Origin of the sequence: Enterobacter cloacae complex sp. ESBL7, assembly GCF_041679625.1 — a bacterium.
Lineage (GTDB): Bacteria > Pseudomonadota > Gammaproteobacteria > Enterobacterales > Enterobacteriaceae > Enterobacter > Enterobacter asburiae_B.
This window is the reverse complement of the sequence record NZ_JBGORN010000010.1, coordinates 47,988-70,236: the sequence shown is the minus strand read 5'-3', so window position 1 is coordinate 70,236 and position 22,249 is coordinate 47,988. Positions and strand designations below refer to the sequence as shown.

Below are 22,249 nucleotides of genomic sequence, written 5' to 3'. Positions count from 1 at the left end.
AAACGGTAACGATAGTTACCGTTTTTTATGTTTTCACCCTCTCCCTGTGGGAAAGGGCTGGGGTGAGGGCATCAGGCCGCACGCCTGTTTCACCACTCCCACAACTTCGATGGCGTCACTACCGCCGGCAACGGCACATCCCATTTCTCCACCGGCAACGCCTCTACGCCCTGACAATCATGCGCATAACCCACCGGCTGCAACCCGTACTGCTGCCAGTTTTGCAGCGTCCGGTCGTAAAAACCGCCGCCCATCCCTAAACGCTGGCCCTGTTCATCAAACGCCACCAGCGGCGTAATCAGCACATCCAGCTGTGACAGCGGGAGCACGTCGCGCACGTCGAGTTTCGGCTCGGTGATTTTCAGGCGATTCACCACCAGCTCGCTGTGGGGGTGATAGTGCAGAAACAGCAAATTACCTTCGCTGAACGGGTGCAGCACCGGCAGATAGACCTTCTTCCCGGCGCGCCAGAGCTGCTCTATCAGCGGTTGGGTATCCAGCTCTCCATCAAATGACAGAAACAGCGCAACGGTGTGCGCCATCACTACAGGGGGATACGCCATCATACGGGCGGCGGCCTGCTGGGCAAAATGCGCTTGCTGATCGGCGGTTAACGCACGGCGGCGCTGACGAATTAACTGACGGATGTCCTGGCGTGAAGCAGAAACTTCAGGGAATTGGGTCATGGTAGTCGGTAGAAGAAAAGAGAGGGAATCTCCGAGATGCCGCCGCAGGCTGTAACCCTTGAACCCTTGAACCCTTGGTTCAAGGTGAATGTGTCGTCATAGTTTTAAGGCTTCTCGGACGGACCGAGCATGCTCACCAACCATGGAGCGCCACATTCTTGTGGTATGAAATATCGGCTCAGGGGACTGGCCCGCTTGCGAACATCTCAGAGAAATTTTGTCTTCACAGTTACTCTACCATAGTCAACTGAGAAGTGTTATTCAAACTTTGGTCCCGGTCTTTCGGGATTGCGACCTTGATCAAGCAATGCCTGTTCTATGGTCTGCTGGAGCATTTTAATGCGCTGCTCCATGCTTGCCGCGTAGTCGCGGGTCTTTGCTTTTTCCTGAGCCAGTTCATAGCTGATGTTCAACGCGGCGATGAAAACCAGCTGCTCAGTATTTGTGACTCTAGTGCGTTCTTTTAGATCTTGCAACCGCTGATTCAAATCGTCCGCTGCCTGATTCAAAGCATCCCTTTGTTCAGGCGGACAATTCACTCGCAGTGAACGGCCAAAAATCTGGAGATCGACGGGTTGTGCAGACATGCCACCTTCCTGCTGATTGACTGCGCTGCCTTCGCTTACTGCCCCGGGGGCTGCGAAGGGGCGACACTATAGCTACCCTGATGTGAAGATACAAGCCCTTTTCTGGTATCACCAGGGTCCAAAGTGGTAGCATATCATGAAACTTCCCCCCTTTGATGACGAATGCTCATGTCTATACAGAACGAAATGCCTGGTTACAAGGATTTAAACCAGTTACTGAACCAGCAGGGAATCGGTTTAACCCCTGCCGAAATGCACGGTCTGATCAGTGGCATGCTGTGCGGCGGAAACAGCGACAGCTCATGGCAGCCGCTGATCCACGACCTCACGAATGAAGGGCTGGCGTTTGGTCACGAGCTGGCGGAAGCGCTGCGTAAAATGCACGCCGCAACCAGCGATTCGCTGGAAGACGATGGCTTCCTTTTTCAGCTTTATCTGCCTGAAGGCGACGACGTCAGCGTGTTCGATCGCGCCGATGCGCTGGCCGGCTGGGTAAACCACTATCTGCTGGGGCTGGGCGTGACGCAGCCTAAACTGGATAAAGTGACCGGCGAAGCGGGTGAGGCGATCGACGACCTGCGTAACATCGCCCAGCTCGGCTACGATGAAGACGAAGACCAGGAAGAGCTGGAAATGTCTCTTGAAGAGATTATCGAGTACGTGCGCGTGGCGGCACTGCTGTGCCACGATAACTTCACGCGCTCTCAGCCGACCGCGCCGGAAGTCCGCAAGCCAACCTTACATTAAGAAAAATAACGCACAGGAGGGTGTCATGGTTATCTCGAGTCAAGAGTATTCGCGCCGCCGTCAGGCGCTTCTGGCAACAATGCAGCCGGGCAGCGCCGCGCTGATTTTTGCTGCGCCCGAAGTCACGCGCAGCGCCGACAGCGAATACCCCTATCGCCAGAGCAGCGATTTCTGGTACTTCACCGGCTTTAACGAGCCGGAAGCGGTGCTGGTGCTGATTAAGAGCAATGACACCCACAACCACAGCGTGATTTTCAACCGCGTGCGCGATCTAACGGCCGAAATCTGGTTTGGCCGCCGCCTGGGCCAGGAGGCCGCACCGGCGAAGCTGGGCGTTGACCGCGCGCTGGCGTTTAGCGAAATCAACCAGCAGCTCTATCAGCTGCTTAACGGCCTCGACGTGCTCTATCACGCGCAGGGCGAATATGCGTACGCCGATGAGATTGTTTTCACCGCGCTCGATAAGCTGCGCAAAGGCTCGCGGCAGAACCTGTCCGCGCCGGCCACGCTGACGGACTGGCGTCCGGTGGTGCATGAGATGCGCCTGTTCAAGTCAGAAGAAGAACTGAATTTGATGCGTCGTGCGGGCGAAATCAGCGCCCTGGCACACACCCGCGCCATGGAAAAGTGCCGTCCCGGGATGTTCGAATACCAGCTGGAAGGCGAAATTCATCACGAATTTAACCGCCACGGCGCGCGTTATCCCTCCTACAACACCATTGTTGGCGGCGGAGAAAACGGCTGCATTCTGCACTACACCGAAAACGAAAGCGCGCTGCGCGACGGCGATCTGGTCCTGATTGACGCCGGTTGCGAATACCAGGGCTACGCGGGAGACATCACCCGTACTTTCCCGGTGAACGGTAAATTCTCACCGGCACAGCGCGCCATTTATGACATTGTCCTGGAATCGCTTGAGACGGCGCTCAGGCTGTATCGTCCCGGTACCTCCATGCAGGAAGTGACCGGCGAAGTGGTGCGCATCATGATTACCGGTCTGGTCAGGCTCGGGATCCTGAAAGGGGAGGTCGACACCCTGATCGCTGAAAATGCGCATCGACCATATTTCATGCACGGCCTGAGCCACTGGCTAGGGCTGGATGTGCATGACGTTGGCGCGTACGGCACCGACCGTTCGCGCGTGCTGGAGCCGGGCATGGTGTTAACCGTGGAGCCAGGCCTGTATATCGCGCCGGATGCCGACGTGCCTGAAGAGTACCGCGGGATTGGCATTCGCATCGAAGATGACATCGTCATTACCGAAACCGGTAACGAAAACCTGACCGCGAGCGTCGTGAAAAACGCTGACGATATCGAGGCGCTGATGGCAGCGGCACGCGCATGAGCGTGATTATCGTTGGCGGCGGCATGACCGGGGCCACGCTGGCGCTGGCCATTTCGCATTTGACGAAGGGGCAGCTTCCGGTGCACCTGGTTGAAGCTATCGCACCGCAGGCGAAGAATCATCCCGGTTTTGATTCGCGCGCGATTGCCCTGGCGCAGGGCACCTGCCAGCAGCTGTCCCGCATTGGCATCTGGCAGGCCATCGCTGATTGCGCGACGGCAATTAAAACCGTTCACGTAAGCGATCGCGGCCATGCTGGCTTTGTCACGCTGGACGCGCAGGATTACCGCATTGACGCGCTGGGTCAGGTTGTCGAGCTGCACGACGTCGGATTGCGTCTGTTTCGTCTGCTCCAGGATGCGCCGGGCGTCACGCTGCATTGCCCGGCGCGCGTGGCCAGCGTGAGCCGCAGTGAGGAGTCGGTCAGCGTAACGCTGGAAAACGGCACCGTGCTTGAAGGCCAGCTTCTGGTCGCCGCGGACGGCTCGCGCTCATCGCTCGGCGCCCAGTGCGGCGTGGAGTGGCGTCAGCAGCCTTACGGGCAGGTTGCGGTCATTGCGAATGTCGCGACCGCAGCTGAACACCACGGCAGGGCGTTTGAACGCTTTACGCAGCATGGCCCGCTGGCGATGCTGCCGATGTCGGACGGACGCTGTTCGCTTGTCTGGTGTCATCCGCAGGATAAGGCCGAAGAGGTTAAAGCCTGGTCAGACGAACGTTTTTGTACCGAGCTGCAGAAAGCCTTTGGCTGGCGACTGGGGCGTATTACCCATGCTGGACAGCGGGCGGTTTACCCGCTTTCGCTGACTACTGCCTCTCAGTCCATCTCCCATCGTCTGGCGCTTGTCGGTAATGCCGCTCAGACGCTGCACCCCATCGCGGGGCAGGGGTTCAACCTTGGCCTGCGTGATGTCATGAGCCTGGCGGAAACCCTTTCTCAGGCGTGGGGCGAACAAAAAGACTGTGGCGCATACCCGGTGCTAAGCCATTACCAGAAGCGACGTCAGGCCGATAAAGAGGCGACAATCGGCGTTACCGACGGCTTAGTCCATCTCTTTGCCAATCGCTGGGCGCCGCTGGTTGCGGGTCGCAACCTCGGGCTGATGGCGATGGAATTATTCATTCCGGCACGTGACGTGCTGGCGCAGCGGACTCTTGGTTGGGTCGCGCGTTAAGGAGTTATCACCGTGCAAAATGTTGATGTCGCCATCGTTGGCGGCGGTATGGTCGGACTGGCGCTGGCCTGCGGTTTACAGGGCAGCGGCCTGCGCGTGGCGGTGCTGGAGCAAAAGCAGCCTCAGCCCGTTGCGCCAGATGCCCCGCCGGAACTCCGCGTCTCGGCGATCAATGCCGCCAGCGAGAAATTGCTGACGCACCTTGGCGTCTGGGCAGATATTGTGGCGCAGCGCGCCAGCTGCTATCACGGCATGGAAGTGTGGGATAAAGACAGCTTTGGCCATATTGCTTTTGATGATGAAAGCATGGGCTACAGCCATCTGGGTCATATCATCGAAAACGCGGTGATCCACCACGCGCTGTGGCAGAAAGCACAGCAGTGCAGTGACGTGACGCTGATTGCGCCTGCGCAGGTCCAGCAGGTGGCGTGGGGTGAAAACGAGGCGTTTATCACCTTACAGAGTGGCGACATGCTGACTGCGCGTCTGGTGGTCGGTGCTGACGGTGCGAACTCCTGGCTGCGTAATAAAGCCGATATCCCGCTGACCTTCTGGGACTATCGTCATCATGCTCTGGTGGCAACGATCCGAACAGAGGAGCCGCACGGCGGCGTGGCGCGGCAGATTTTCCACAACGACGGCATTCTGGCGTTCCTGCCGCTGAGCGATCCGCACCTGTGCTCGATTGTCTGGTCCCTGGTGCCTGAAAAAGCCCAGCTGATGCAGGAGGCGACGCCGGACGCCTTTAACCAGGCGCTGTGCATGGCGTTTGATAACCGCCTTGGCTTGTGCGCCCTTGAAAGCGAGCGGCAGGTGTTCCCGTTAACCGGCCGCTACGCGCGTCAGTTTGCGGCGCACCGTCTGGCGCTGGTGGGGGATGCGGCGCATACCATTCATCCGCTGGCCGGGCAGGGCGTTAACCTTGGCTTTATGGACGCGGCTGAGCTGGTTGAGGAACTGCGTCGCCTGCATCGCGAAGGCAAAGATATCGGTCAGCATCTTTACCTGCGTCGCTACGAGCGCAGCCGCAAGCACAGTGCGGCGATGATGTTGGCGGGCATGCAGGGCTTCCGCGAGCTGTTTGCCGGCGCAAATCCGGCGAAAAAACTGCTGCGCGATATTGGTCTTAAACTGGCCGATACGCTTCCTGGCGTCAAACCTCAACTTCTTCGCCAGGCGATGGGTCTTAACGATCTTCCCGACTGGTTACGCTAATCTCGATCCCTGTCACACTTTATTTTCCCGGCCTCTGCGCCGGGGAAATTCCCTCGTTTGAAATATTCTAATTTCACGTCATTTTTCGCATTAGAAAATCTAATCTACGGGATTTTATGTTACGGAAATTCGGCCCGTTTTTCCGCATGAAATATCACCATGTGCTAAATCCTGTTAGATCATTGTTAATTTTGTGCGGGGTTAATCGCATTTTTCCAGTGAATAACTCTGTAGGCTTTTTAGCGTTTTTTGGTCATAAGCTAATGTGATGACCCGTTTTACCTTATGGTTAACCGCCGGTTTCGGTGGTAAGTTCGGGTAAAAGAGAATGTTTGCGTCGGCGCCAGGTGACGGGGCCGATACCGGGTTTCACGATGAATTTTTCAACGAGGACAAGATGGCTCAACAGACTCCTTTGTACGAACAACACGTGTTATGCGGCGCCCGCATGGTGGACTTCCATGGCTGGATGATGCCGCTGCACTACGGCTCGCAGATTGATGAGCACCACGCGGTGCGCACCGATGCCGGTATGTTCGACGTGTCCCACATGACGATTGTCGATCTGCGCGGTAGCCGCACCCGGGAGTTTTTGCGTTATCTGCTGGCAAACGACGTCGCCAAACTGAAGACGCCGGGTAAAGCGCTCTATACCGGCATGCTGAACGCCTCGGGCGGCGTGATTGATGACCTTATCGTCTATTACTTCACTGAAGATTTCTTCCGCCTCGTTGTCAACTCCGCCACCCGCGAAAAAGACCTCTCCTGGATCACCCAACACGCCGAACCTTATGCCATCGACATCACCGTCCGTGACGATCTGTCGCTGATCGCCGTGCAGGGGCCGAACGCGCAGGCGAAAGCCGCGTCTCTGTTTAACGACGAGCAGCGCAAAGCAACCGAAGGCATGAAGCCGTTCTTCGGCGTGCAGGCGGGCGATCTGTTTATCGCCACCACCGGCTACACCGGTGAAGCGGGCTACGAAATTGCGATGCCGAACGAGAAGGCCGCTGATTTCTGGCGTGCGCTGGTGGAAGCGGGCGTGAAGCCTGCGGGTCTGGGCGCGCGCGATACGCTGCGTCTGGAAGCGGGGATGAACCTCTACGGTCAGGAGATGGATGAAGGCGTCTCTCCGCTGGCCGCCAACATGGGCTGGACCATCGCATGGGAACCGGCTGACCGTGACTTTATTGGCCGTGAAGCGCTGGAGATGCAGCGCGAGAAGGGCACTGAACAGCTGGTGGGTCTGGTGATGACCGAGAAGGGCGTGCTGCGCGGTGAACTGCCGGTGCGCTTTACCGATGCCGACGGCAATCCTCGCGAAGGCGTGATCACCAGCGGTACCTTCTCCCCGACGCTGGGCTACAGTATTGCACTGGCACGCGTGCCGGCGGGCATTGGCGAAACGGCGGTGGTGCAAATCCGCAACCGCGAAATGCCGGTCAACGTGACCAAACCGATTTTTGTTCGCGCCGGTAAGCCGGTCGCCTAATCATTTTTATCAGGAGAACTTCAATGAGCAATGTGCCAGCAGAACTGAAATACAGCAAAGAACACGAGTGGCTGCGCAAAGAGGCGGACGGCACTTACACCGTAGGGATCACCGAGCACGCGCAAGAGCTGCTGGGCGACATGGTGTTTGTTGACCTGCCTGACGTGGGCACGACCGTTAGCGCGGGTGACGACTGCGCCGTGGCGGAGTCCGTAAAAGCGGCTTCTGATATCTACGCTCCAGTAAGCGGCGAAATCGTTGCCGTCAACGACGCGCTGAGCGATTCGCCAGAGCTGGTGAACAGCGAGCCTTATGAAGGCGGCTGGATCTTCAAGATCAAAGCCAGCGACGAATCTCAGGTTGCCGCGCTGCTGGATGCGACCGCGTACGAAGCACTGTTAGAAGACGAGTAATCGTTTATCCCCCTCTCCTCTCGGGAGAGGGCAGGGGCGAGGGTGCCCATCTTCCCCTCACCCTAACCCTCTCCCAGAGGGAGAGGGAACTTAAATTCACTGCACGTTTCAGGAACCATCGCTCATGACACAGACTTTAAGCCAGCTTGAAAACCGTGGCGCCTTCATTGAACGTCACATTGGGCCGGATGCTCAGCAACAGCAGGAGATGCTGAAGACAGTTGGCGCGGATTCATTAAACGCACTGATCGGCCAGATTGTGCCAAAAGACATCCAGCTTGCCACGCCGCCTCAGGTGGGGGAAGCCACCACGGAATTCGCCGCGCTGGCGGAGCTGAAGGCTATCGCAGGCCTAAACAAGCGCTATAAGTCTTACATTGGCATGGGCTACACCAACGTGCAGTTACCGCCGGTTATCCTGCGCAACATGCTGGAAAACCCGGGCTGGTACACCGCTTACACCCCGTATCAGCCGGAAGTCTCTCAGGGCCGTCTGGAAGCGCTGCTGAACTTCCAGCAGGTGACGCTGGATCTGACCGGTATGGATATCGCCTCCGCCTCGCTGCTGGATGAAGCGACCGCCGCCGCCGAAGCAATGGCGATGGCAAAACGCGTGAGCAAGCTGAAAAATGCCAACCGCTTCTTCGTGGCGGCGGACGTGCATCCCCAGACGCTGGACGTGGTGCGTACCCGCGCAGAGACCTTCGGCTTTGACGTGATCGTAGACGACGCTGACAAAGTGCTGGATCACCAGGACGTCTTCGGCGTGCTGCTGCAGCAGGTGGGGACAACGGGCGAAGTACACGACTACGGCGCGCTGATTGCCGAGCTGAAAACCCGCAAAGTGGTTGTCAGCGTTGCCGCCGATTTTATGGCGCTGGTGCTGCTGACGGCGCCGGGCAAACAGGGCGCGGATATCGTATTCGGTTCTGCACAACGCTTTGGCGTGCCGATGGGCTACGGCGGCCCGCACGCGGCGTTCTTCGGTGCGAAAGATGAATTCAAACGCTCTATGCCAGGCCGTATTATCGGCGTCTCAAAAGATGCTGCCGGTAACACCGCGCTGCGCATGGCGATGCAGACTCGCGAGCAGCACATCCGCCGCGAGAAAGCGAACTCCAACATCTGTACCTCGCAGGTGCTGCTGGCAAACATCGCCAGCCTGTACGCCGTGTTCCACGGCCCGGCTGGTCTGAAACGCATTGCCAGCCGCATTCACCGTCTGGCTGATATTCTGGCCTGCGGTCTGCAGCAGAAAGGCCTTAAGCTGCGCCACGCTCACTACTTCGACACCCTGTGTGTGGAAGTGGCGGACAAAGCGGCCGTGCTGGCGCGCGCGAATGCAGCAGAGATCAACCTGCGCAGCGACATCCACAACGCCGTCGGCATTACGCTGGATGAAAGCACCACCCGCGACGATATCCTGAACCTGTTCAGCGTGTTGCTGGGTGACGCGCACGGTCTGGACATTGATGCGCTCGACAAAGAGGTCGCGCTCGACAAAGAGGTCGCGCTCGACAGCCGCTCCATTCAGGAAAGCATGCTGCGTAACGATGCGATCCTGACGCATCCGGTGTTTAACCGCTACCACAGCGAAACCGAGATGATGCGCTATATGCACTCTCTGGAGCGCAAGGATCTGGCGCTGAACCAGGCGATGATCCCGCTGGGCTCGTGCACCATGAAGCTGAACGCCGCGGCAGAGATGATCCCGATCACCTGGCCTGAATTTTCCGAGCTGCACCCGTTCTGCCCGCCAGAGCAGGCAGAAGGTTATCACATGATGATCAACCAGCTTTCCGACTGGCTGGTGAAATTGACCGGTTATGACGCGCTCTGCATGCAGCCGAACTCCGGCGCGCAGGGCGAGTACGCGGGCCTGCTGGCGATCCGCCACTATCACGAAAGCCGCAACGAAGGTCACCGCGATATCTGCCTGATCCCAAGCTCCGCCCACGGTACCAACCCGGCCTCTGCCCAGATGGCGGGCATGGAAGTGGTGGTGGTTGCTTGCGATAAGAACGGAAACATCGATCTGGCCGACCTGCGCGCGAAAGCCGAGCAGGCGGGCGACAAGCTCTCCTGCATCATGGTGACCTACCCGTCTACCCACGGCGTGTACGAAGAGACTATCCGTGAAGTGTGCGAAGTGGTGCACCAGTACGGCGGTCAGGTTTACCTCGACGGCGCGAACATGAACGCTCAGGTGGGCATTACCTCTCCGGGCTTTATCGGCGCGGACGTGTCGCACCTGAACCTGCACAAAACCTTCTGCATCCCGCACGGCGGTGGCGGCCCGGGCATGGGTCCTATCGGCGTGAAAGCGCACCTGGCGCCGTTTGTCCCAGGCCACAGCGTTGTGCAGATTGAAGGCATGCTGACCCGTCAGGGCGCGGTCTCTGCGGCACCGTTCGGTAGCGCCTCTATCCTGCCAATCAGCTGGATGTACATCCGCATGATGGGCGCGGAAGGGCTGAAGCAGGCGAGCCAGGTGGCGATCCTCAACGCCAACTATATTGCGACTCGCCTGAAGTCCGCCTTCCCGGTGCTCTATACCGGCCGCGACGGTCGCGTGGCGCACGAGTGTATCCTCGATATTCGTCCGCTGAAAGAGCAGACCGGCATTAGCGAGCTGGATATCGCCAAGCGCCTGATTGACTACGGCTTCCACGCGCCAACCATGTCGTTCCCGGTTGCGGGTACGCTGATGGTTGAGCCGACCGAGTCTGAAAGCAAGGCCGAGCTGGACCGCTTTATCGACGCGATGCTGGCGATCCGCATGGAGATCGACCGCGTGCAGGACGGCGAATGGACGCTGGAAGATAACCCGCTGGTCAACGCTCCGCATACCCAGCATGAGATGGTCTCCGAGTGGAACCACGGTTATTCCCGCGAGCTGGCCGTCTTCCCGGCAGGCGTGGCAAACAAATACTGGCCGACCGTGAAGCGTCTTGATGACGTCTACGGCGACCGTAATCTGTTCTGCTCCTGCGTGCCGATGAGCGAATACCAGTAATATTATTGGTGTAGTCATAAAGGCCGGGTAAGGCGAAGCCGCCACCCGGCTTTTTTATTGGGAGAAGAAAATGGCAATAGCACTGGTCACCGGCGCCAGCCGGGGCATTGGAAAAGCCACCGCGCTGCAGCTGGCGCGCGAAGGCTACACCGTGGCGGTGAACTATCACCACAACATTAAAGCCGCGACGGACGTGATCAACCAGATCGTTGAAGCGGGCGGTAAAGCGTTTGCCGTCCGCGCGGATATCAGTGATGAAGCCCAGGTGCTGGCGATGTTTGACAGCCTCGATCGTGAAGGCGAGCCGCTTCGTGCGCTGGTCAATAATGCGGGCATTCTGTTTGAGCAATCCACTATCGAGAACCTCTCCGCTGAGCGCATTAACCGCGTCCTGGCGACCAACGTCACGGGCTACTTTCTCTGCTGCCGGGAAGCGGTAAAACGCATGTCCTTCAGGCATGGCGGCAAGGGCGGGGCGATAGTGAACGTCTCTTCCGCCGCGTCGCGTCTGGGCGCGCCGGGTGAATATGTGGATTATGCCGCGTCCAAGGGGGCGGTGGATTCGCTGACAACCGGGCTATCGCTGGAGGTGGCGGCGCAGGGTATTCGCGTCAACTGCGTACGTCCGGGTCTAATTTATACCGATATTCATGCGTCCGGCGGAGAGCCGGGGCGAGTGGATCGCGTGAAATCGTTGCTGCCGATGCAGCGCGGCGGCCAGCCGGAAGAGGTGGCGCAGGCGATTGTCTGGCTGCTGAGCGAGAAGGCGTCGTACGTAACGGGCAGTTTTATTGAGTTGGCTGGCGGGAAATAAGCCCCTCACCCTAACCCTCTCCCAAAGGGAGAGGGGTTCAATCGTAGGCCGGTGCAAGCGTAGCGCCGCCCGGCGTTACGGCATTAAAGTTTCTCGCCGTTGCTGGCAATCACGCCCTTATACCACTCGAAGCTTTTCTTGCGTGAACGCGACATGTCGCCCGTACCGTCGTCGTGCTTGTTCACGTAGATAAAGCCGTAGCGCTTGCTGTACTGACCGGTGGTGAACGACACGCAGTCGATGCAGCCCCATGGCGTATAGCCCATCAGATCCACGCCGTCGTGCGTCACGGCTTTGATCATCTCTTCCACGTGGGCACGCAGGTAGTCGATGCGATAGTCGTCGTTGATGCTGCCGTCCTCTTCCACCTTATCGTAGGCGCCGAACCCGTTTTCCACGATAAACAGCGGTTTCTGATAACGTTCGTACAGTTCGCACAGGGAATAGCGCAGGCCTACCGGATCGATCTGCCAGCCCCAGTCGGACGCCTTCACGTGCGGATTCGGCACGCTGCCTTCGAAGCCGGAAATCGCATCGCCGGTCCCGCCTTCCGCTTTCACCGCGTTGGTCATGTAGTAGCTGAAACCTAAGTAGTCGCAGGTACCTTCACGCAGGATCTGCTCATCGCCTGCCTCCATTTTGATGGAGAAGCCGCGGCGCTCCCACTCGTTCAGCACGTAGGACGGGTAGTAACCACGCAGCTGGACGTCGGTAAAGACATAGCGCTCGCGCATGGATTCCTGGGCGAACATCGCGTCTTCCGGTTTGCAGGAGAACGGATAGAGCGCCACCATGGCCAGCATGCAGCCGACTTTCATCTCAGGGTTGATGCGGCGCGCGGCTTTCACCGCCAGGGCGCTGGCCACAAACTGGTGGTGCAGGACCTGGTACATGGTCTCTTCCGGATTGTCATGTTCGGTATAGACCACGCCCGAGCAGCAGTAACCGAACAGCGGCGCGCGCCAGTTACGCTGGTTATTGATTTCGTTGAAGGTCATCCAGTATTTGACCTTGTTTTTGTAGCGCTCAAAGACCACTTCCGCGAAGCGCACAAAGAAATCGACCACTTTACGGTTGGTCCAGCTACCGTACTCCTGCACCAGGTGCAGCGGCATTTCGAAGTGGGAGAGGGTGATCACCGGTTCGATGTTGTATTTCAGCAGCTCGTCGAACATATCGTCGTAGAACTTCAGCCCCTCTTCGTTTGGCTGCGTTTCGTCACCTTTCGGGAAGATGCGCGTCCAGGCGATAGAGGTGCGGAAGCACTTGAAACCCATCTCGGAAAACAGCTTGATGTCTTCTTTATAGTGGCCGTGGAAGTCGATGGCCTCGTGGTTTGGGTAGTATTTACCCGGCACGACTTCCTGGGTGATTTCGCGCGGGACGCCGTGCGCACCGCCGGTCAATACGTCACAAATGCTTGGCCCTTTTCCGCCTTTGTTCCAGCCGCCTTCAACCTGGTGAGCGGCAACCGCGCCGCCCCATAAAAAATCTTTTGGTAAGGTTAATTTTTTCATCGCTGCTCTTCTCAATAAATGGCTTATTGGCATCGAGTCTAGCAAAGCGAAATTGAATGTCACGATATAACAATTTACAGTAAATGTGATTTGTTACACCAAAAAAACAGGGTGTTTTATTCTGTGAGTTTCTTCGCCAGTTTACGTCCGAGAGACTCCAGAATATAAATGACGGGAATTTGCGTGGTGATGTCGTAGACGCCTGCAATACGCGTCTGAGGAACATGCCAGGAGAGATTAAAGTCCGCCAGTTTTGCGAGACGCGAGTGCTCGTGGCTGGTTATCGAGAGCACCTTGCAGTGATGCAGGCTGAACTGGCTGGCGAAGCGCAGGATCTCCTCGGTCTCGCCCGAGACGGAAAGCACAATCGCCAGCGCATTTTTCGCCATATCATTGGTGACCGGGAAATAAGGGTCATCAATATGGTTACTGAATTTCCCGATATTAGAAAAGAAGCGTGCGCCATATTTTGCCAGCGAACCCGATGTTCCGGCACCGACAAATATAATTCGCTCTGACGATAAAATAATATCAACCGCCTTATCTAATAGCGCGTCGAACTCTTCATTATTCACGCTTTTAAAAAAGCTGATAATTTCGCTGGCACCGAAATTTGCCTGCTGGGGCTCGTTCTGTTCAAGATAAAGCTTAAAGCGCACCCGAAATTCAGAATACCCTTCGCAGTTAAGCTTGCGGCAAAAGCGCAGGATGGTCGTGGTTGAGACGTCTGCCGCATCCGCCAGCTCGCGGATGGTCATGTACATCACTTTGTCACGATTTTTTATGACATAGTTGTAGACCATCATCTCCAGGTTATTGAGACTGGCAATGGCGGAATGGGAGAACATGCTCACAATGGCTACACTCACTCATCAGACTTTTCTTCAGGGAATAATAACATGCAGCCAAACGACATCACTTTTTTTCAGCGCTTTCAGGACGACATCCTGGCCGGACGTAAAACCATCACTATCCGGGATAAAAGTGAATCCCATTTCAAAACCGGCGATATCCTGCGGGTGGGGCGTTATGAAGATGATGGTTATTTTTGCACCATTGAAGTAACAGGAACGTCAACCGTTACGTTCGACACATTGACGCAAAAACATGCTGAACAGGAGAACATGACCCTGGATGCATTGAAAAGCGTGATCGCAGAGATCTACCCCAGGCAGGACCAGTTTTATGTGATTGATTTTAAACGCCTCTAGTTAAAATCGAAACGCACGTTCGCTGAAATTAAAGTGTAACTGTCTGATTGTAATTTAGAAATGTTATGTTTAACTTTATTTTAGCTAACAGGTGTTCACTGGAATCATTCTCAGTTAGCATAGTTATGCGATGAATAATCATCTTTTGTTTTCCCGGAGTTTTGTATGGTGAGCAGACCATTAATCGCACAGGGATATTCGCTGGCTGAGGAAGTAGCCAACAGCATCAGCCACGGCATTGGCCTGGTGTTTGGGATTGTCGGTTTAGTGTTATTGCTGGTGCAGGCGGTGGACGCCAATGCCAGCGCGATGGCCATTACCAGCTACAGCCTGTATGGCGGGAGTATGATCCTGCTGTTCCTGGCGTCGACGCTGTATCACGCGATCCCGCATCAGCGGGCCAAGATGTGGCTCAAGAAATTTGACCACTGCGCTATCTATCTTCTGATTGCAGGCACTTACACACCGTTTCTGCTGGTGGGGCTCAACTCACCGCTGTCGCGTGGCCTGATGATTGTTATCTGGAGCCTGGCACTGCTGGGGATCCTGTTTAAGCTGACCATCGCGCACCGGTTTAAGGTGCTGTCACTGGTCACCTATCTGACAATGGGCTGGCTGTCGCTGATTGTGGTGTATCAACTGGCAATCAAACTGTCGGTAGGGGGCGTGACGCTTCTGGCCTTAGGCGGCGTGGTGTACTCGCTCGGCGTGATTTTCTACGTCTGCAAGCGCATCCCATACAACCATGCCATCTGGCACGGCTTTGTGCTCGGCGGCAGCGTATGCCACTTTTTGGCGATCTATTTGTACGTGGGGCAGGTGTAGTTTTTTCCACCGTGCGGGTGGTTGCCCTCACCCCGGCCCTCTCCCACAGGGAGAGGGAGGACACCTGGATACGATTACTCTTCTAACGAATATGGCAACGGCTCGATGCTCAGCGTGTTCGCATCGTCACGCACGCGGAACACGCTGTCGGCTTCCATATCGTTGTTCATGACGGCCTGCACCAAAAGACGTCCATCATCGAGCTGTACGGCGGCTAACACGGTGCCGGTGCGGCGCCAGTTATCACCCATCTTCAGCTCTAAGTCTTCACCCGCTTCAGGTACACGGCTGGCATGGCCCGCCAGCGTCCACAGCGCTCGTTTGTTTGCCCCGCGGAATTTTGCACGTGCCACCATCTCCTGGCCGGTATAACAGCCCTTTTTAAAGCTGATACCCCCCAGCGCCTGTAGGTTCGTTGCCTGAGGAATAAACTGCGCGCTGTTTGCGGCGTCAATCACCGGCAGACCCGCTTCGATGTTCAGCGCCAGCCACTGCTGACTGTTGTTGAGCTGCGCTTCGCCGCGCAGCGCTTCTGTCACGCGTTCGGCCGTTGCCGCATCCGTGACTAACAGGAAACGCTCCGCCGGGTGTTCAAACCACAGGATGGAGGTCGCGCCTTCGCTGACCACCTGCTTTTCTGCATCCGGCAGTTCGCTGAAGAGATTTTTCAGCGCCGCACGCGCCTGAAAACCGGCCACTCCCAGCAGGACATGTTCGTCGTCCGGGGCGATAGTGACTTTGGAGAAGACCGCGTACTTCTTCAGCTCTTTGAGCTGGGCCTCTTGCAGGCTGCGGCGCTCAATAAAAGCAAAGCCGTCCTGACGGTGGAAGAGTCGCAGGTTGCTCCACATTTTGCCTTTTGGATCGCAATGCGCTGCCAGCAGGTGCTGGTGTTCGGTCATCTGGCTGACGTCGGCGGTCACCTGGCCCTGCAGATATTTTTCGGCGTCGGCACCGGTGAGCGTTGCCAGCGCCCAGTCATCAAGAGAAATAAGCGTCAGCGGCAGACGCGCAGAGGCGGCGGGCTGGCGAGGAGAAAATGGTGTAAATGCCATAACGATATCCTGAATTGCTTAACGCTTTGATAATGCCTAATGGTAAAAGAGCCTGCAGGCAATGCAAGCGCTTTCAACAGACCATTTGTGCCCTAAACCGGTTATGCGTAGCGCTACGCAAAATAATGTAATCCGCTGTCTTTGTAGGGATTATTCTGGAAGCCTGCTCGGCGATCGCAATATTCCAGTAATGAAACGGTCAAAAACACGTTACACTAGCTGGTGTCCCCGTAGAGAAATAAAGAACACTGAACGGGGTGCCAACTGTGCCAAACGTAATGCAGGAAACTGAACATGGATATTAACAACAAGGCCCGTATTCACTGGGCGTGCCGTCGCGGCATGCGTGAACTTGATATTTCCATCATGCCTTTCTTCGAATATGAGTATGACAGCTTAAGCGATGATGATAAGCGTCTGTTTGTTCGCCTGCTTGAGTCTGACGATCCGGATTTATTCAACTGGCTGATGAACCACGGCAAACCCGCCGACACCGAGTTGCAACGGATGGTGCAATTAATTCAAACACGGAATCGGGAACGTGGTCCTGTGGCAATCTGATCTTCGCGTCTCGTGGCGCTCGCAGTGGATGTCTTTATTGCTCCACGGCCTGGTTGCGGCCTTTGTTTTGCTGATGCCGTGGCCGCTGAGCTATACGCCGCTGTGGCTGCTGTTACTGTCGTTTGTCGTTTTTGACAGCGTACGCAGCCAGCGTCGCATTAATGCCCGTCAGGGAGAGATTAAATTACTGATGGATTCCCGCCTGCGCTGGCAGGGTAAAGAGTGGGATATTCTCGGTATGCCCTGGATGCTCAACTGCGGCATGATGTTACGGTTACGCAAGGTGGACGGCGGGCGTTGCCAGCATCTGTGGCTGGCGGCTGACAGTATGGATGCTGCCGAGTGGCGAGACCTGCGCCGGATGCTGTTGCAACAGACGACGCAGGGGTAATGCGCGTTAGCTAAACTTTTCAGCCATTTCGCCCAGAATCTGCTCGCACCAGCTTTGCAGGCGCTCATCGCTGAGATCGTACTGGTTGGTTTCATCCAGCGCGAGTCCAACAAACAGCTCGCCGTCGGCAATAATCGGTTTTTTACTGGTGAACTCGTAACCTTCGGTTGGCCAGTAGCCGATAAACGACACCCCTCTCGGCGCCAGCTTGTCATGCAGCATGCCGAGCGCGTCCAGGAACCATTCCCCGTAGCCCAGCTGATCCCCCATGCCGTACATGGCAATGATTTTGCCGTCGAGATTGACCGAATCGAGTTGATCCCAGATGGCTTCCCAGTCTTCCTGTATCTCACCAAAATCCCAGGTTGGGATGCCAAGGATCAGGACATCGTACTGTTCCATCAGCGCGACCGCGTCATCTTTCAGGTTATGCAACGTCACCAGTTCCGGGCCAATGATGTCGCGAATTTTCTCTGCCGCCATTTCGGTGTAGCAGGTGCTGGAACCATAGAACAGACCAATATTCATCGCGTAACTATCTCAATTCTTGCTTTGACTATGCGCGTAGTGTACCAGAAACCGGTCGCAATCAGGCATAATGGCCTGACTGCAGAATCAAAGGGGCTGATGTGGAAAAGGATCTCGCACTGATCGAACAGTTTCTCGACGCGCTGTGGCTGGAGAAAAATCTTGCCGAGAATACCCTCAGCGCCTACCGTCGCGATCTCACCATGCTGGTGGAGTGGCTTGCGCACCGGGGGTTATCCCTTGCGAGCGCGCAGCGTGACGACCTGCAGGCGCTGCTGGGGGAACGTATCGCTGGGGGCTACAAAGCCACCAGTTCCGCGCGTTTGCTTAGCGCCATGCGTCGGCTGTTCCAGCATCTCTACCGTGAGAAGATTCGCGAAGACGATCCCAGCGCGCTGCTGGCTTCCCCTAAGCTTCCGCAGCGGCTGCCGAAAGATCTCAGCGAAGCACAAGTTGAGAGATTATTACAGTCACCGGCAGTTGACCTGCCGCTGGAGTTACGCGATAAAGCCATGCTTGAGCTATTGTATGCTACCGGCTTGCGCGTTTCGGAACTGGTTGGCCTGACGATGAGCGACATCAGCCTGCGTCAGGGTGTGGTGCGCGTCATTGGTAAAGGCAACAAGGAAAGGCTGGTTCCGCTGGGTGAAGAGGCGGTTTACTGGCTGGAAACGTACCTGGAGCATGGTCGTCCGTGGCTGCTCAATGGTACGTCTATCGACGTCCTGTTTCCGAGCCAGCGCGCCCAGCAGATGACGCGGCAAACGTTCTGGCATCGCATCAAGCATTACGCCACACTGGCGGGTATCGATAGTGAAAAGCTTTCGCCGCACGTATTGCGTCACGCCTTCGCGACGCATCTGTTAAACCACGGCGCTGATTTACGCGTGGTGCAGATGCTGCTGGGCCACAGCGATCTTTCCACCACGCAAATTTATACCCATGTCGCGACGGAACGCCTGCGGCAGCTACACCAACAGCACCACCCTCGTGCGTGAGTGCCGACGAATTGTAACAGGATCACATATGAAAAAGACTTTCGCGCTGTTCACCCTGCTGGCAGCCTCATTTACCGGTTTCGCCCATGCGGACGATGCCGCCATCAAACAGTCGCTGGCTAAGCTTGGCGTCACCGGCAGCGATATTCAGCCTGCACCGGTTGCCGGAATGAAAACGGTACTGACCAACAGCGGCGTGCTGTACGTCACCGAAGACGGCAAACACATTATTCAGGGGCCAATGTACGACGTGAGCGGCGCGCAGCCGGTGAACGTCACCAACCAGCTGCTGATGAAAAACCTGAACGCGCTCGAAAAAGAGATGATCGTCTATAAAGCGGCGCAGGAAAAACACGTTATTACCGTCTTCACCGACATCACCTGCGGCTACTGCCACAAGCTGCATGAAGAGATGAAAGACTATAACGCGCTGGGCATTACCGTGCGTTACCTGGCCTTCCCGCGCGCGGGCGTGCAGAGCCAGCCAGAGCAGGACATGAAGGCGATCTGGTGTGCGAAAGACCGCAACAAAGCGTTTGACGACGCGATGAACGGCAAAGACGTTAAGCCGGCCTCCTGCGACATTGATATCGCTAACCACTACGCGCTCGGCGTGCAGTTTGGCGTGAGCGGTACGCCAGCGATTGTCCTGAGCAACGGCTATGTTGTTCCGGGCTATCAGGGACCAAAAGAGATGAAAGAGTTCCTCGACGCGCACCAGAAACAGTTTGGTGGTAAATAATCCGCGTGAAAGCCCCGATAAAATTGCGCCGCCGCGAGGCGGTTGAACCCGTTGATTTACCGGACGATCTCCCGGCGCTGCTTAAGCGTCTCTACGCCAGCCGCGGCGTGCGTCGCGCTGAGGATCTTGAACGCAGCGTGAAAGGGATGCTGCCCTGGCAGCAGCTGAGCGGTATCGAAAAAGCCACCGAAATGCTCTACAACGCGCTTCGAGAGGGAACGCGGATTGTGGTGGTGGGCGATTTCGACGCCGACGGCGCAACCAGCACCGCGCTGAGCGTGCTCAGCCTGCGCGCGCTGGGCTGCGATAACGTCACGTATCTGGTGCCGAACCGTTTTGAAGACGGCTATGGCCTCAGCCCGGAAGTGGTCGATCAGGCCCACGCCCGTGGTGCACAGATGATCATGACCGTCGATAACGGGATCTCCTCCCATGCGGGCGTCGATCATGCTCACGCGTTGGGGATCCCGGTGCTGGTCACCGATCACCACCTGCCGGGCGAAACGCTGCCCGATGCGGAAGCGATTATTAACCCCAACCTGCGCGACTGCGATTTCCCATCGAAATCCCTCGCGGGCGTGGGCGTGGCGTTTTATCTGATGCTGGCGTTGCGTACCCTGTTACGCGATAAGGGCTGGTTCGACTCCCGCGGTATTGCCGTACCTAACCTGGCCGAATATCTTGATCTGGTGGCGCTGGGCACCGTCGCGGACGTGGTGCCCCTCGATACCAATAACCGCATTTTGACCTGGCAGGGCCTAAGCCGCATTCGGGCGGGCAAGTGCCGTCCGGGGATCAAGGCGCTGCTGGAGATTGCCAACCGCGATCCGCTCAAGCTGGCGGCAAGCGACCTGGGCTTTGCCCTCGGCCCGCGTCTTAACGCAGCAGGAAGGCTGGACGATATGTCCGTCGGCGTGGCGCTGCTGCTGTGCGATAACATCGGTGAAGCGCGCGTGCTGGCCAACGAGCTGGACGCGCTGAACCAGACCCGTAAAGAGATTGAGCAGGGGATGCAGGCCGAAGCGCTGACCCTGTGCGAAAAGCTTGAACGCAGCGGCGATACGCTGCCGGGCGGCCTGGCGATGTACCATCCTGAGTGGCACCAGGGCGTGGTCGGCATTCTGGCGTCGCGTATTAAAGAGCGTTTCCACCGCCCGGTGATCGCGTTCGCCCCCGCAGGCGACGGCACGCTGAAAGGCTCAGGCCGTTCGATTCAGGGTTTGCACATGCGCGATGCGCTGGAGCGTCTCGATACGCTGTATCCGGGTCTGATGATCAAGTTTGGCGGCCATGCGATGGCGGCGGGCCTGTCGCTGGAAGAGGCGAAGTTCGACGAGTTTCAGCGGCTGTTTGGTGAACTGGTCACCGACTGGATTGATCCGGCCCTGTTGCAGGGGGAAGTGGTGTCCGATGGCGAGCTTTCACCGCTTGAGATGACGATGGACGTGGCGCAAATGCTCCGCGATGCCGGTCCGTGGGGGCAGATGTTCCCGGAACCGCTGTTCGACGGGCGTTTCCGCCTGCTGCAGCAGCGTATTGTCGGCGAACGTCATCTGAAAGTGATGGTCGAGCCCGTGGGCGGTGGTCCGCTGCTGGACGGCATCGCCTTCAACGTTGACACGGCGGTATGGCCGGACAACGGCGTGCGCGAGGTTGAGCTGGCGTACAAACTGGACATCAACGAGTTTCGCGGTAACCGCACCCTTCAGATCATCATCGACAATATCTGGCCAATTTAGCGGCAGTAATCTCTATAAAAAAGGGCGTGGATTCGGTACAATCCCGCTCTTATCACCGCATTTTGACAAGTCCATAAAAGAAAACAGACCATGTTTGAAATTAATCCGGTAAAAAACCGTATTCAGGACCTCACGGAGCGCTCTGACGTTCTTAGGGGGTATCTTTGACTACGATGCCAAGAAAGAGCGTCTTGAAGAAGTAAACGCCGAGCTGGAACAGCCGGACGTCTGGAACGAACCTGAACGCGCACAGGCGCTGGGTAAAGAGCGTTCCTCTCTCGAAGCTATCGTAGATACGCTGGATCAAATGGCCCAGGGGCTGGAAGATGTTTCCGGTTTGCTGGAGCTGGCCGTCGAAGCCGACGACGAAGAAACCTTTAACGAAGCCGTGGCAGAACTCGACGTGCTGGAAGAGAAGCTGGCGCAGCTTGAGTTCCGTCGCATGTTCTCCGGCGAATACGACAGCGCTGACTGCTATCTCGATATTCAGGCAGGTTCTGGCGGCACCGAAGCGCAGGACTGGGCCAGCATGCTGACGCGTATGTACCTGCGTTGGGCGGAAGCGCGCGGCTTCAAAACCGAAATTATCGAAGAGTCTGAAGGTGAAGTTGCGGGTCTGAAATCCGTCACCATCAAGATCATTGGCGATTACGCCTACGGCTGGCTGCGTACCGAAACCGGCGTTCACCGCCTGGTGCGTAAGAGCCCGTTCGACTCCGGTGGCCGTCGTCATACCTCCTTCAGCTCCGCGTTTGTTTACCCGGAAGTTGATGAAGATATTGATATCGAAATTAACCCGGCGGACCTGCGTATCGACGTTTATCGCGCATCCGGCGCGGGTGGTCAGCACGTTAACCGTACGGAATCGGCGGTGCGTATTACCCACATTCCAACCGGGCTGGTAACACAGTGCCAGAACGACCGTTCCCAGCATAAGAACAAAGACCAGGCCATGAAGCAGATGAAAGCGAAGCTTTATGAGCTGGAGATGCAGAAGAAAAATGCTGAGAAACAGGCGATGGAAGACAACAAGTCCGACATCGGTTGGGGCAGCCAGATCCGTTCTTACGTCCTTGATGACTCCCGCATCAAAGACCTGCGTACCGGGGTTGAAACCCGCAACACGCAGGCGGTGCTGGACGGCAGCCTGGACCAATTTATCGAAGCAAGTTTGAAAGCAGGGTTATGAGGA

At 56.9% G+C, this 22,249-nt stretch carries 22 protein-coding genes and 1 other RNA gene; 16 read left to right on the top strand and 7 right to left on the bottom strand.

Annotation, left to right across the window (positions count from 1 at the left end):
* Positions 1–89: 89 nt before the first annotated feature.
* The 3 genes from ACERY3_RS21615 to zapA all read right to left on the bottom strand — a co-directional run bounded on the left by ACERY3_RS21615 (position 90) and on the right by zapA (position 1,273).
* A complete protein-coding gene (locus ACERY3_RS21615; RefSeq protein ID WP_032660084.1) occupies positions 90–686 on the bottom strand; it encodes a 5-formyltetrahydrofolate cyclo-ligase in 597 nt (198 codons plus the stop codon).
* 24 nt (positions 687–710) lie between these two features.
* Positions 711–902, bottom strand: a non-coding RNA gene (gene ssrS / locus ACERY3_RS21610) — 6S RNA.
* Between the two features lie 41 nt (positions 903–943).
* A complete protein-coding gene (zapA, locus tag ACERY3_RS21605) occupies positions 944–1,273 on the bottom strand; it encodes a cell division protein ZapA (RefSeq protein WP_020883720.1) in 330 nt (109 codons plus the stop codon).
* Positions 1,274–1,441: 168 nt separating this feature from the next.
* Between zapA and ACERY3_RS21600 the strand changes: the two genes are divergently transcribed.
* The 8 genes from ACERY3_RS21600 to ACERY3_RS21565 all read left to right on the top strand — a co-directional run bounded on the left by ACERY3_RS21600 (position 1,442) and on the right by ACERY3_RS21565 (position 11,490).
* Positions 1,442–2,020: a YecA family protein gene (locus ACERY3_RS21600; protein WP_023333316.1), complete on the top strand. Its 579-nt coding sequence runs from the start codon at positions 1,442–1,444 to the stop codon at positions 2,018–2,020.
* A 31-nt stretch (positions 2,021–2,051) separates the two neighbouring features.
* Positions 2,052–3,365, top strand: coding sequence for a Xaa-Pro aminopeptidase (pepP, locus tag ACERY3_RS21595; protein ID WP_029739211.1), 1,314 nt, complete (start codon positions 2,052–2,054; stop codon positions 3,363–3,365).
* Complete coding sequence (gene ubiH / locus ACERY3_RS21590) at positions 3,362–4,540, top strand: 2-octaprenyl-6-methoxyphenyl hydroxylase (protein ID WP_373226477.1); 1,179 nt, start codon at positions 3,362–3,364, stop codon at positions 4,538–4,540. The genes pepP and ubiH overlap by 4 nt, the downstream gene beginning before the upstream one ends.
* Positions 4,541–4,552: 12 nt before the next feature.
* Positions 4,553–5,755 carry an FAD-dependent 2-octaprenylphenol hydroxylase gene (gene ubiI, locus ACERY3_RS21585; protein WP_373226475.1) on the top strand — a complete coding sequence of 401 codons (1,203 nt, stop codon included), beginning with the start codon at positions 4,553–4,555 and terminating at the stop codon, positions 5,753–5,755.
* 397 nt (positions 5,756–6,152) lie between these two features.
* Complete coding sequence (gene gcvT / locus ACERY3_RS21580) at positions 6,153–7,247, top strand: glycine cleavage system aminomethyltransferase GcvT (protein ID WP_029739208.1); 1,095 nt, start codon at positions 6,153–6,155, stop codon at positions 7,245–7,247.
* 23 nt (positions 7,248–7,270) lie between these two features.
* Positions 7,271–7,660 carry a glycine cleavage system protein GcvH gene (gene gcvH / locus ACERY3_RS21575; protein ID WP_008499718.1) on the top strand — a complete coding sequence of 130 codons (390 nt, stop codon included), beginning with the start codon at positions 7,271–7,273 and terminating at the stop codon, positions 7,658–7,660.
* A gap of 124 nt (positions 7,661–7,784) precedes the next feature.
* On the top strand, positions 7,785–10,676 hold the full coding sequence (gene gcvP, locus ACERY3_RS21570) for an aminomethyl-transferring glycine dehydrogenase (RefSeq protein ID WP_373226474.1): 2,892 nt from the start codon (positions 7,785–7,787) through the stop codon (positions 10,674–10,676).
* Positions 10,677–10,746: 70 nt separating this feature from the next.
* Positions 10,747–11,490 carry an SDR family oxidoreductase gene (locus ACERY3_RS21565; protein WP_032660097.1) on the top strand — a complete coding sequence of 248 codons (744 nt, stop codon included), beginning with the start codon at positions 10,747–10,749 and terminating at the stop codon, positions 11,488–11,490.
* Positions 11,491–11,573: 83 nt separating this feature from the next.
* Here the strand turns inward: ACERY3_RS21565 and bglA are convergent, their stop codons facing one another.
* Together bglA and ACERY3_RS21555 are read right to left on the bottom strand one after the other, a co-directional pair.
* Positions 11,574–13,007 (bottom strand): 6-phospho-beta-glucosidase BglA, encoded by a 1,434-nt coding sequence (gene bglA, locus ACERY3_RS21560; RefSeq protein WP_058840914.1) that lies wholly within the window; start codon positions 13,005–13,007, stop codon positions 11,574–11,576.
* Between the two features lie 116 nt (positions 13,008–13,123).
* On the bottom strand, positions 13,124–13,855 hold the full coding sequence (locus ACERY3_RS21555) for a MurR/RpiR family transcriptional regulator (RefSeq protein WP_032660101.1): 732 nt from the start codon (positions 13,853–13,855) through the stop codon (positions 13,124–13,126).
* Positions 13,856–13,906: 51 nt separating this feature from the next.
* On the opposite strand from ACERY3_RS21555, the gene yqfB reads away from it, so the two are divergent.
* Both yqfB and ACERY3_RS21545 read left to right on the top strand, forming a co-directional pair.
* Positions 13,907–14,218: a N(4)-acetylcytidine aminohydrolase gene (gene yqfB, locus ACERY3_RS21550; RefSeq protein WP_058840913.1), complete on the top strand. Its 312-nt coding sequence runs from the start codon at positions 13,907–13,909 to the stop codon at positions 14,216–14,218.
* A gap of 165 nt (positions 14,219–14,383) precedes the next feature.
* Positions 14,384–15,043 (top strand): hemolysin III family protein, encoded by a 660-nt coding sequence (locus ACERY3_RS21545; protein ID WP_033146591.1) that lies wholly within the window; start codon positions 14,384–14,386, stop codon positions 15,041–15,043.
* 74 nt (positions 15,044–15,117) lie between these two features.
* Here the strand turns inward: ACERY3_RS21545 and ygfZ are convergent, their stop codons facing one another.
* Positions 15,118–16,098 carry a tRNA-modifying protein YgfZ gene (gene ygfZ / locus ACERY3_RS21540; RefSeq protein ID WP_319877000.1) on the bottom strand — a complete coding sequence of 327 codons (981 nt, stop codon included), beginning with the start codon at positions 16,096–16,098 and terminating at the stop codon, positions 15,118–15,120.
* 294 nt (positions 16,099–16,392) lie between these two features.
* Here ygfZ and sdhE point away from each other — a divergent pair, with 294 nt between their 5' ends.
* Both sdhE and ACERY3_RS21530 read left to right on the top strand, forming a co-directional pair.
* Positions 16,393–16,659: an FAD assembly factor SdhE gene (gene sdhE, locus ACERY3_RS21535; RefSeq protein ID WP_010435322.1), complete on the top strand. Its 267-nt coding sequence runs from the start codon at positions 16,393–16,395 to the stop codon at positions 16,657–16,659.
* Entirely contained in the window at positions 16,640–17,050 is a 411-nt protein-coding gene (locus ACERY3_RS21530) for a protein YgfX (RefSeq protein WP_021242050.1), read from the top strand. The genes sdhE and ACERY3_RS21530 overlap by 20 nt, the downstream gene beginning before the upstream one ends.
* Positions 17,051–17,056: 6 nt before the next feature.
* On the opposite strand, the gene fldB is transcribed toward ACERY3_RS21530, so the two are convergent.
* Complete coding sequence (gene fldB, locus ACERY3_RS21525; RefSeq protein ID WP_039262979.1) at positions 17,057–17,578, bottom strand: flavodoxin FldB; 522 nt, start codon at positions 17,576–17,578, stop codon at positions 17,057–17,059.
* 101 nt (positions 17,579–17,679) lie between these two features.
* Between fldB and xerD the strand changes: the two genes are divergently transcribed.
* The 4 genes from xerD to prfB all read left to right on the top strand — a co-directional run bounded on the left by xerD (position 17,680) and on the right by prfB (position 22,246).
* Positions 17,680–18,576, top strand: coding sequence for a site-specific tyrosine recombinase XerD (xerD, locus tag ACERY3_RS21520; RefSeq protein ID WP_023309098.1), 897 nt, complete (start codon positions 17,680–17,682; stop codon positions 18,574–18,576).
* A gap of 28 nt (positions 18,577–18,604) precedes the next feature.
* On the top strand, positions 18,605–19,318 hold the full coding sequence (dsbC, locus tag ACERY3_RS21515) for a bifunctional protein-disulfide isomerase/oxidoreductase DsbC (protein WP_058840910.1): 714 nt from the start codon (positions 18,605–18,607) through the stop codon (positions 19,316–19,318).
* Positions 19,319–19,323: 5 nt separating this feature from the next.
* A complete protein-coding gene (recJ, locus tag ACERY3_RS21510; RefSeq protein WP_039262981.1) occupies positions 19,324–21,057 on the top strand; it encodes a single-stranded-DNA-specific exonuclease RecJ in 1,734 nt (577 codons plus the stop codon).
* A 90-nt stretch (positions 21,058–21,147) separates the two neighbouring features.
* Positions 21,148–22,246, top strand: a protein-coding gene (gene prfB, locus ACERY3_RS21505) for a peptide chain release factor 2 (RefSeq protein ID WP_096151315.1) whose coding sequence is annotated in 2 segments (ribosomal slippage) — positions 21,148–21,222 and positions 21,224–22,246 — 1,098 coding nt in all. Because the reading frame shifts where the segments join, the coding sequence is not laid out codon by codon here.
* Positions 22,247–22,249: the final 3 nt, after the last annotated feature.

Coding starts and splice junctions, on each gene's coding strand:
- ACERY3_RS21615 (WP_032660084.1), bottom strand. CDS start 686: ATGACCCAATTCCCTGAAGTTTCTGCTTCACGCCAGGACATCCGTCAG.
- zapA (WP_020883720.1), bottom strand. CDS start 1,273: ATGTCTGCACAACCCGTCGATCTCCAGATTTTTGGCCGTTCACTGCGA.
- ACERY3_RS21600 (WP_023333316.1), top strand. CDS start 1,442: ATGTCTATACAGAACGAAATGCCTGGTTACAAGGATTTAAACCAGTTA.
- ubiH (WP_373226477.1), top strand. CDS start 3,362: ATGAGCGTGATTATCGTTGGCGGCGGCATGACCGGGGCCACGCTGGCG.
- gcvT (WP_029739208.1), top strand. CDS start 6,153: ATGGCTCAACAGACTCCTTTGTACGAACAACACGTGTTATGCGGCGCC.
- gcvH (WP_008499718.1), top strand. CDS start 7,271: ATGAGCAATGTGCCAGCAGAACTGAAATACAGCAAAGAACACGAGTGG.
- gcvP (WP_373226474.1), top strand. CDS start 7,785: ATGACACAGACTTTAAGCCAGCTTGAAAACCGTGGCGCCTTCATTGAA.
- ACERY3_RS21565 (WP_032660097.1), top strand. CDS start 10,747: ATGGCAATAGCACTGGTCACCGGCGCCAGCCGGGGCATTGGAAAAGCC.
- bglA (WP_058840914.1), bottom strand. CDS start 13,007: ATGAAAAAATTAACCTTACCAAAAGATTTTTTATGGGGCGGCGCGGTT.
- ACERY3_RS21555 (WP_032660101.1), bottom strand. CDS start 13,855: ATGTTCTCCCATTCCGCCATTGCCAGTCTCAATAACCTGGAGATGATG.
- yqfB (WP_058840913.1), top strand. CDS start 13,907: ATGCAGCCAAACGACATCACTTTTTTTCAGCGCTTTCAGGACGACATC.
- ACERY3_RS21545 (WP_033146591.1), top strand. CDS start 14,384: ATGGTGAGCAGACCATTAATCGCACAGGGATATTCGCTGGCTGAGGAA.
- ygfZ (WP_319877000.1), bottom strand. CDS start 16,098: ATGGCATTTACACCATTTTCTCCTCGCCAGCCCGCCGCCTCTGCGCGT.
- sdhE (WP_010435322.1), top strand. CDS start 16,393: ATGGATATTAACAACAAGGCCCGTATTCACTGGGCGTGCCGTCGCGGC.
- fldB (WP_039262979.1), bottom strand. CDS start 17,578: ATGAATATTGGTCTGTTCTATGGTTCCAGCACCTGCTACACCGAAATG.
- dsbC (WP_058840910.1), top strand. CDS start 18,605: ATGAAAAAGACTTTCGCGCTGTTCACCCTGCTGGCAGCCTCATTTACC.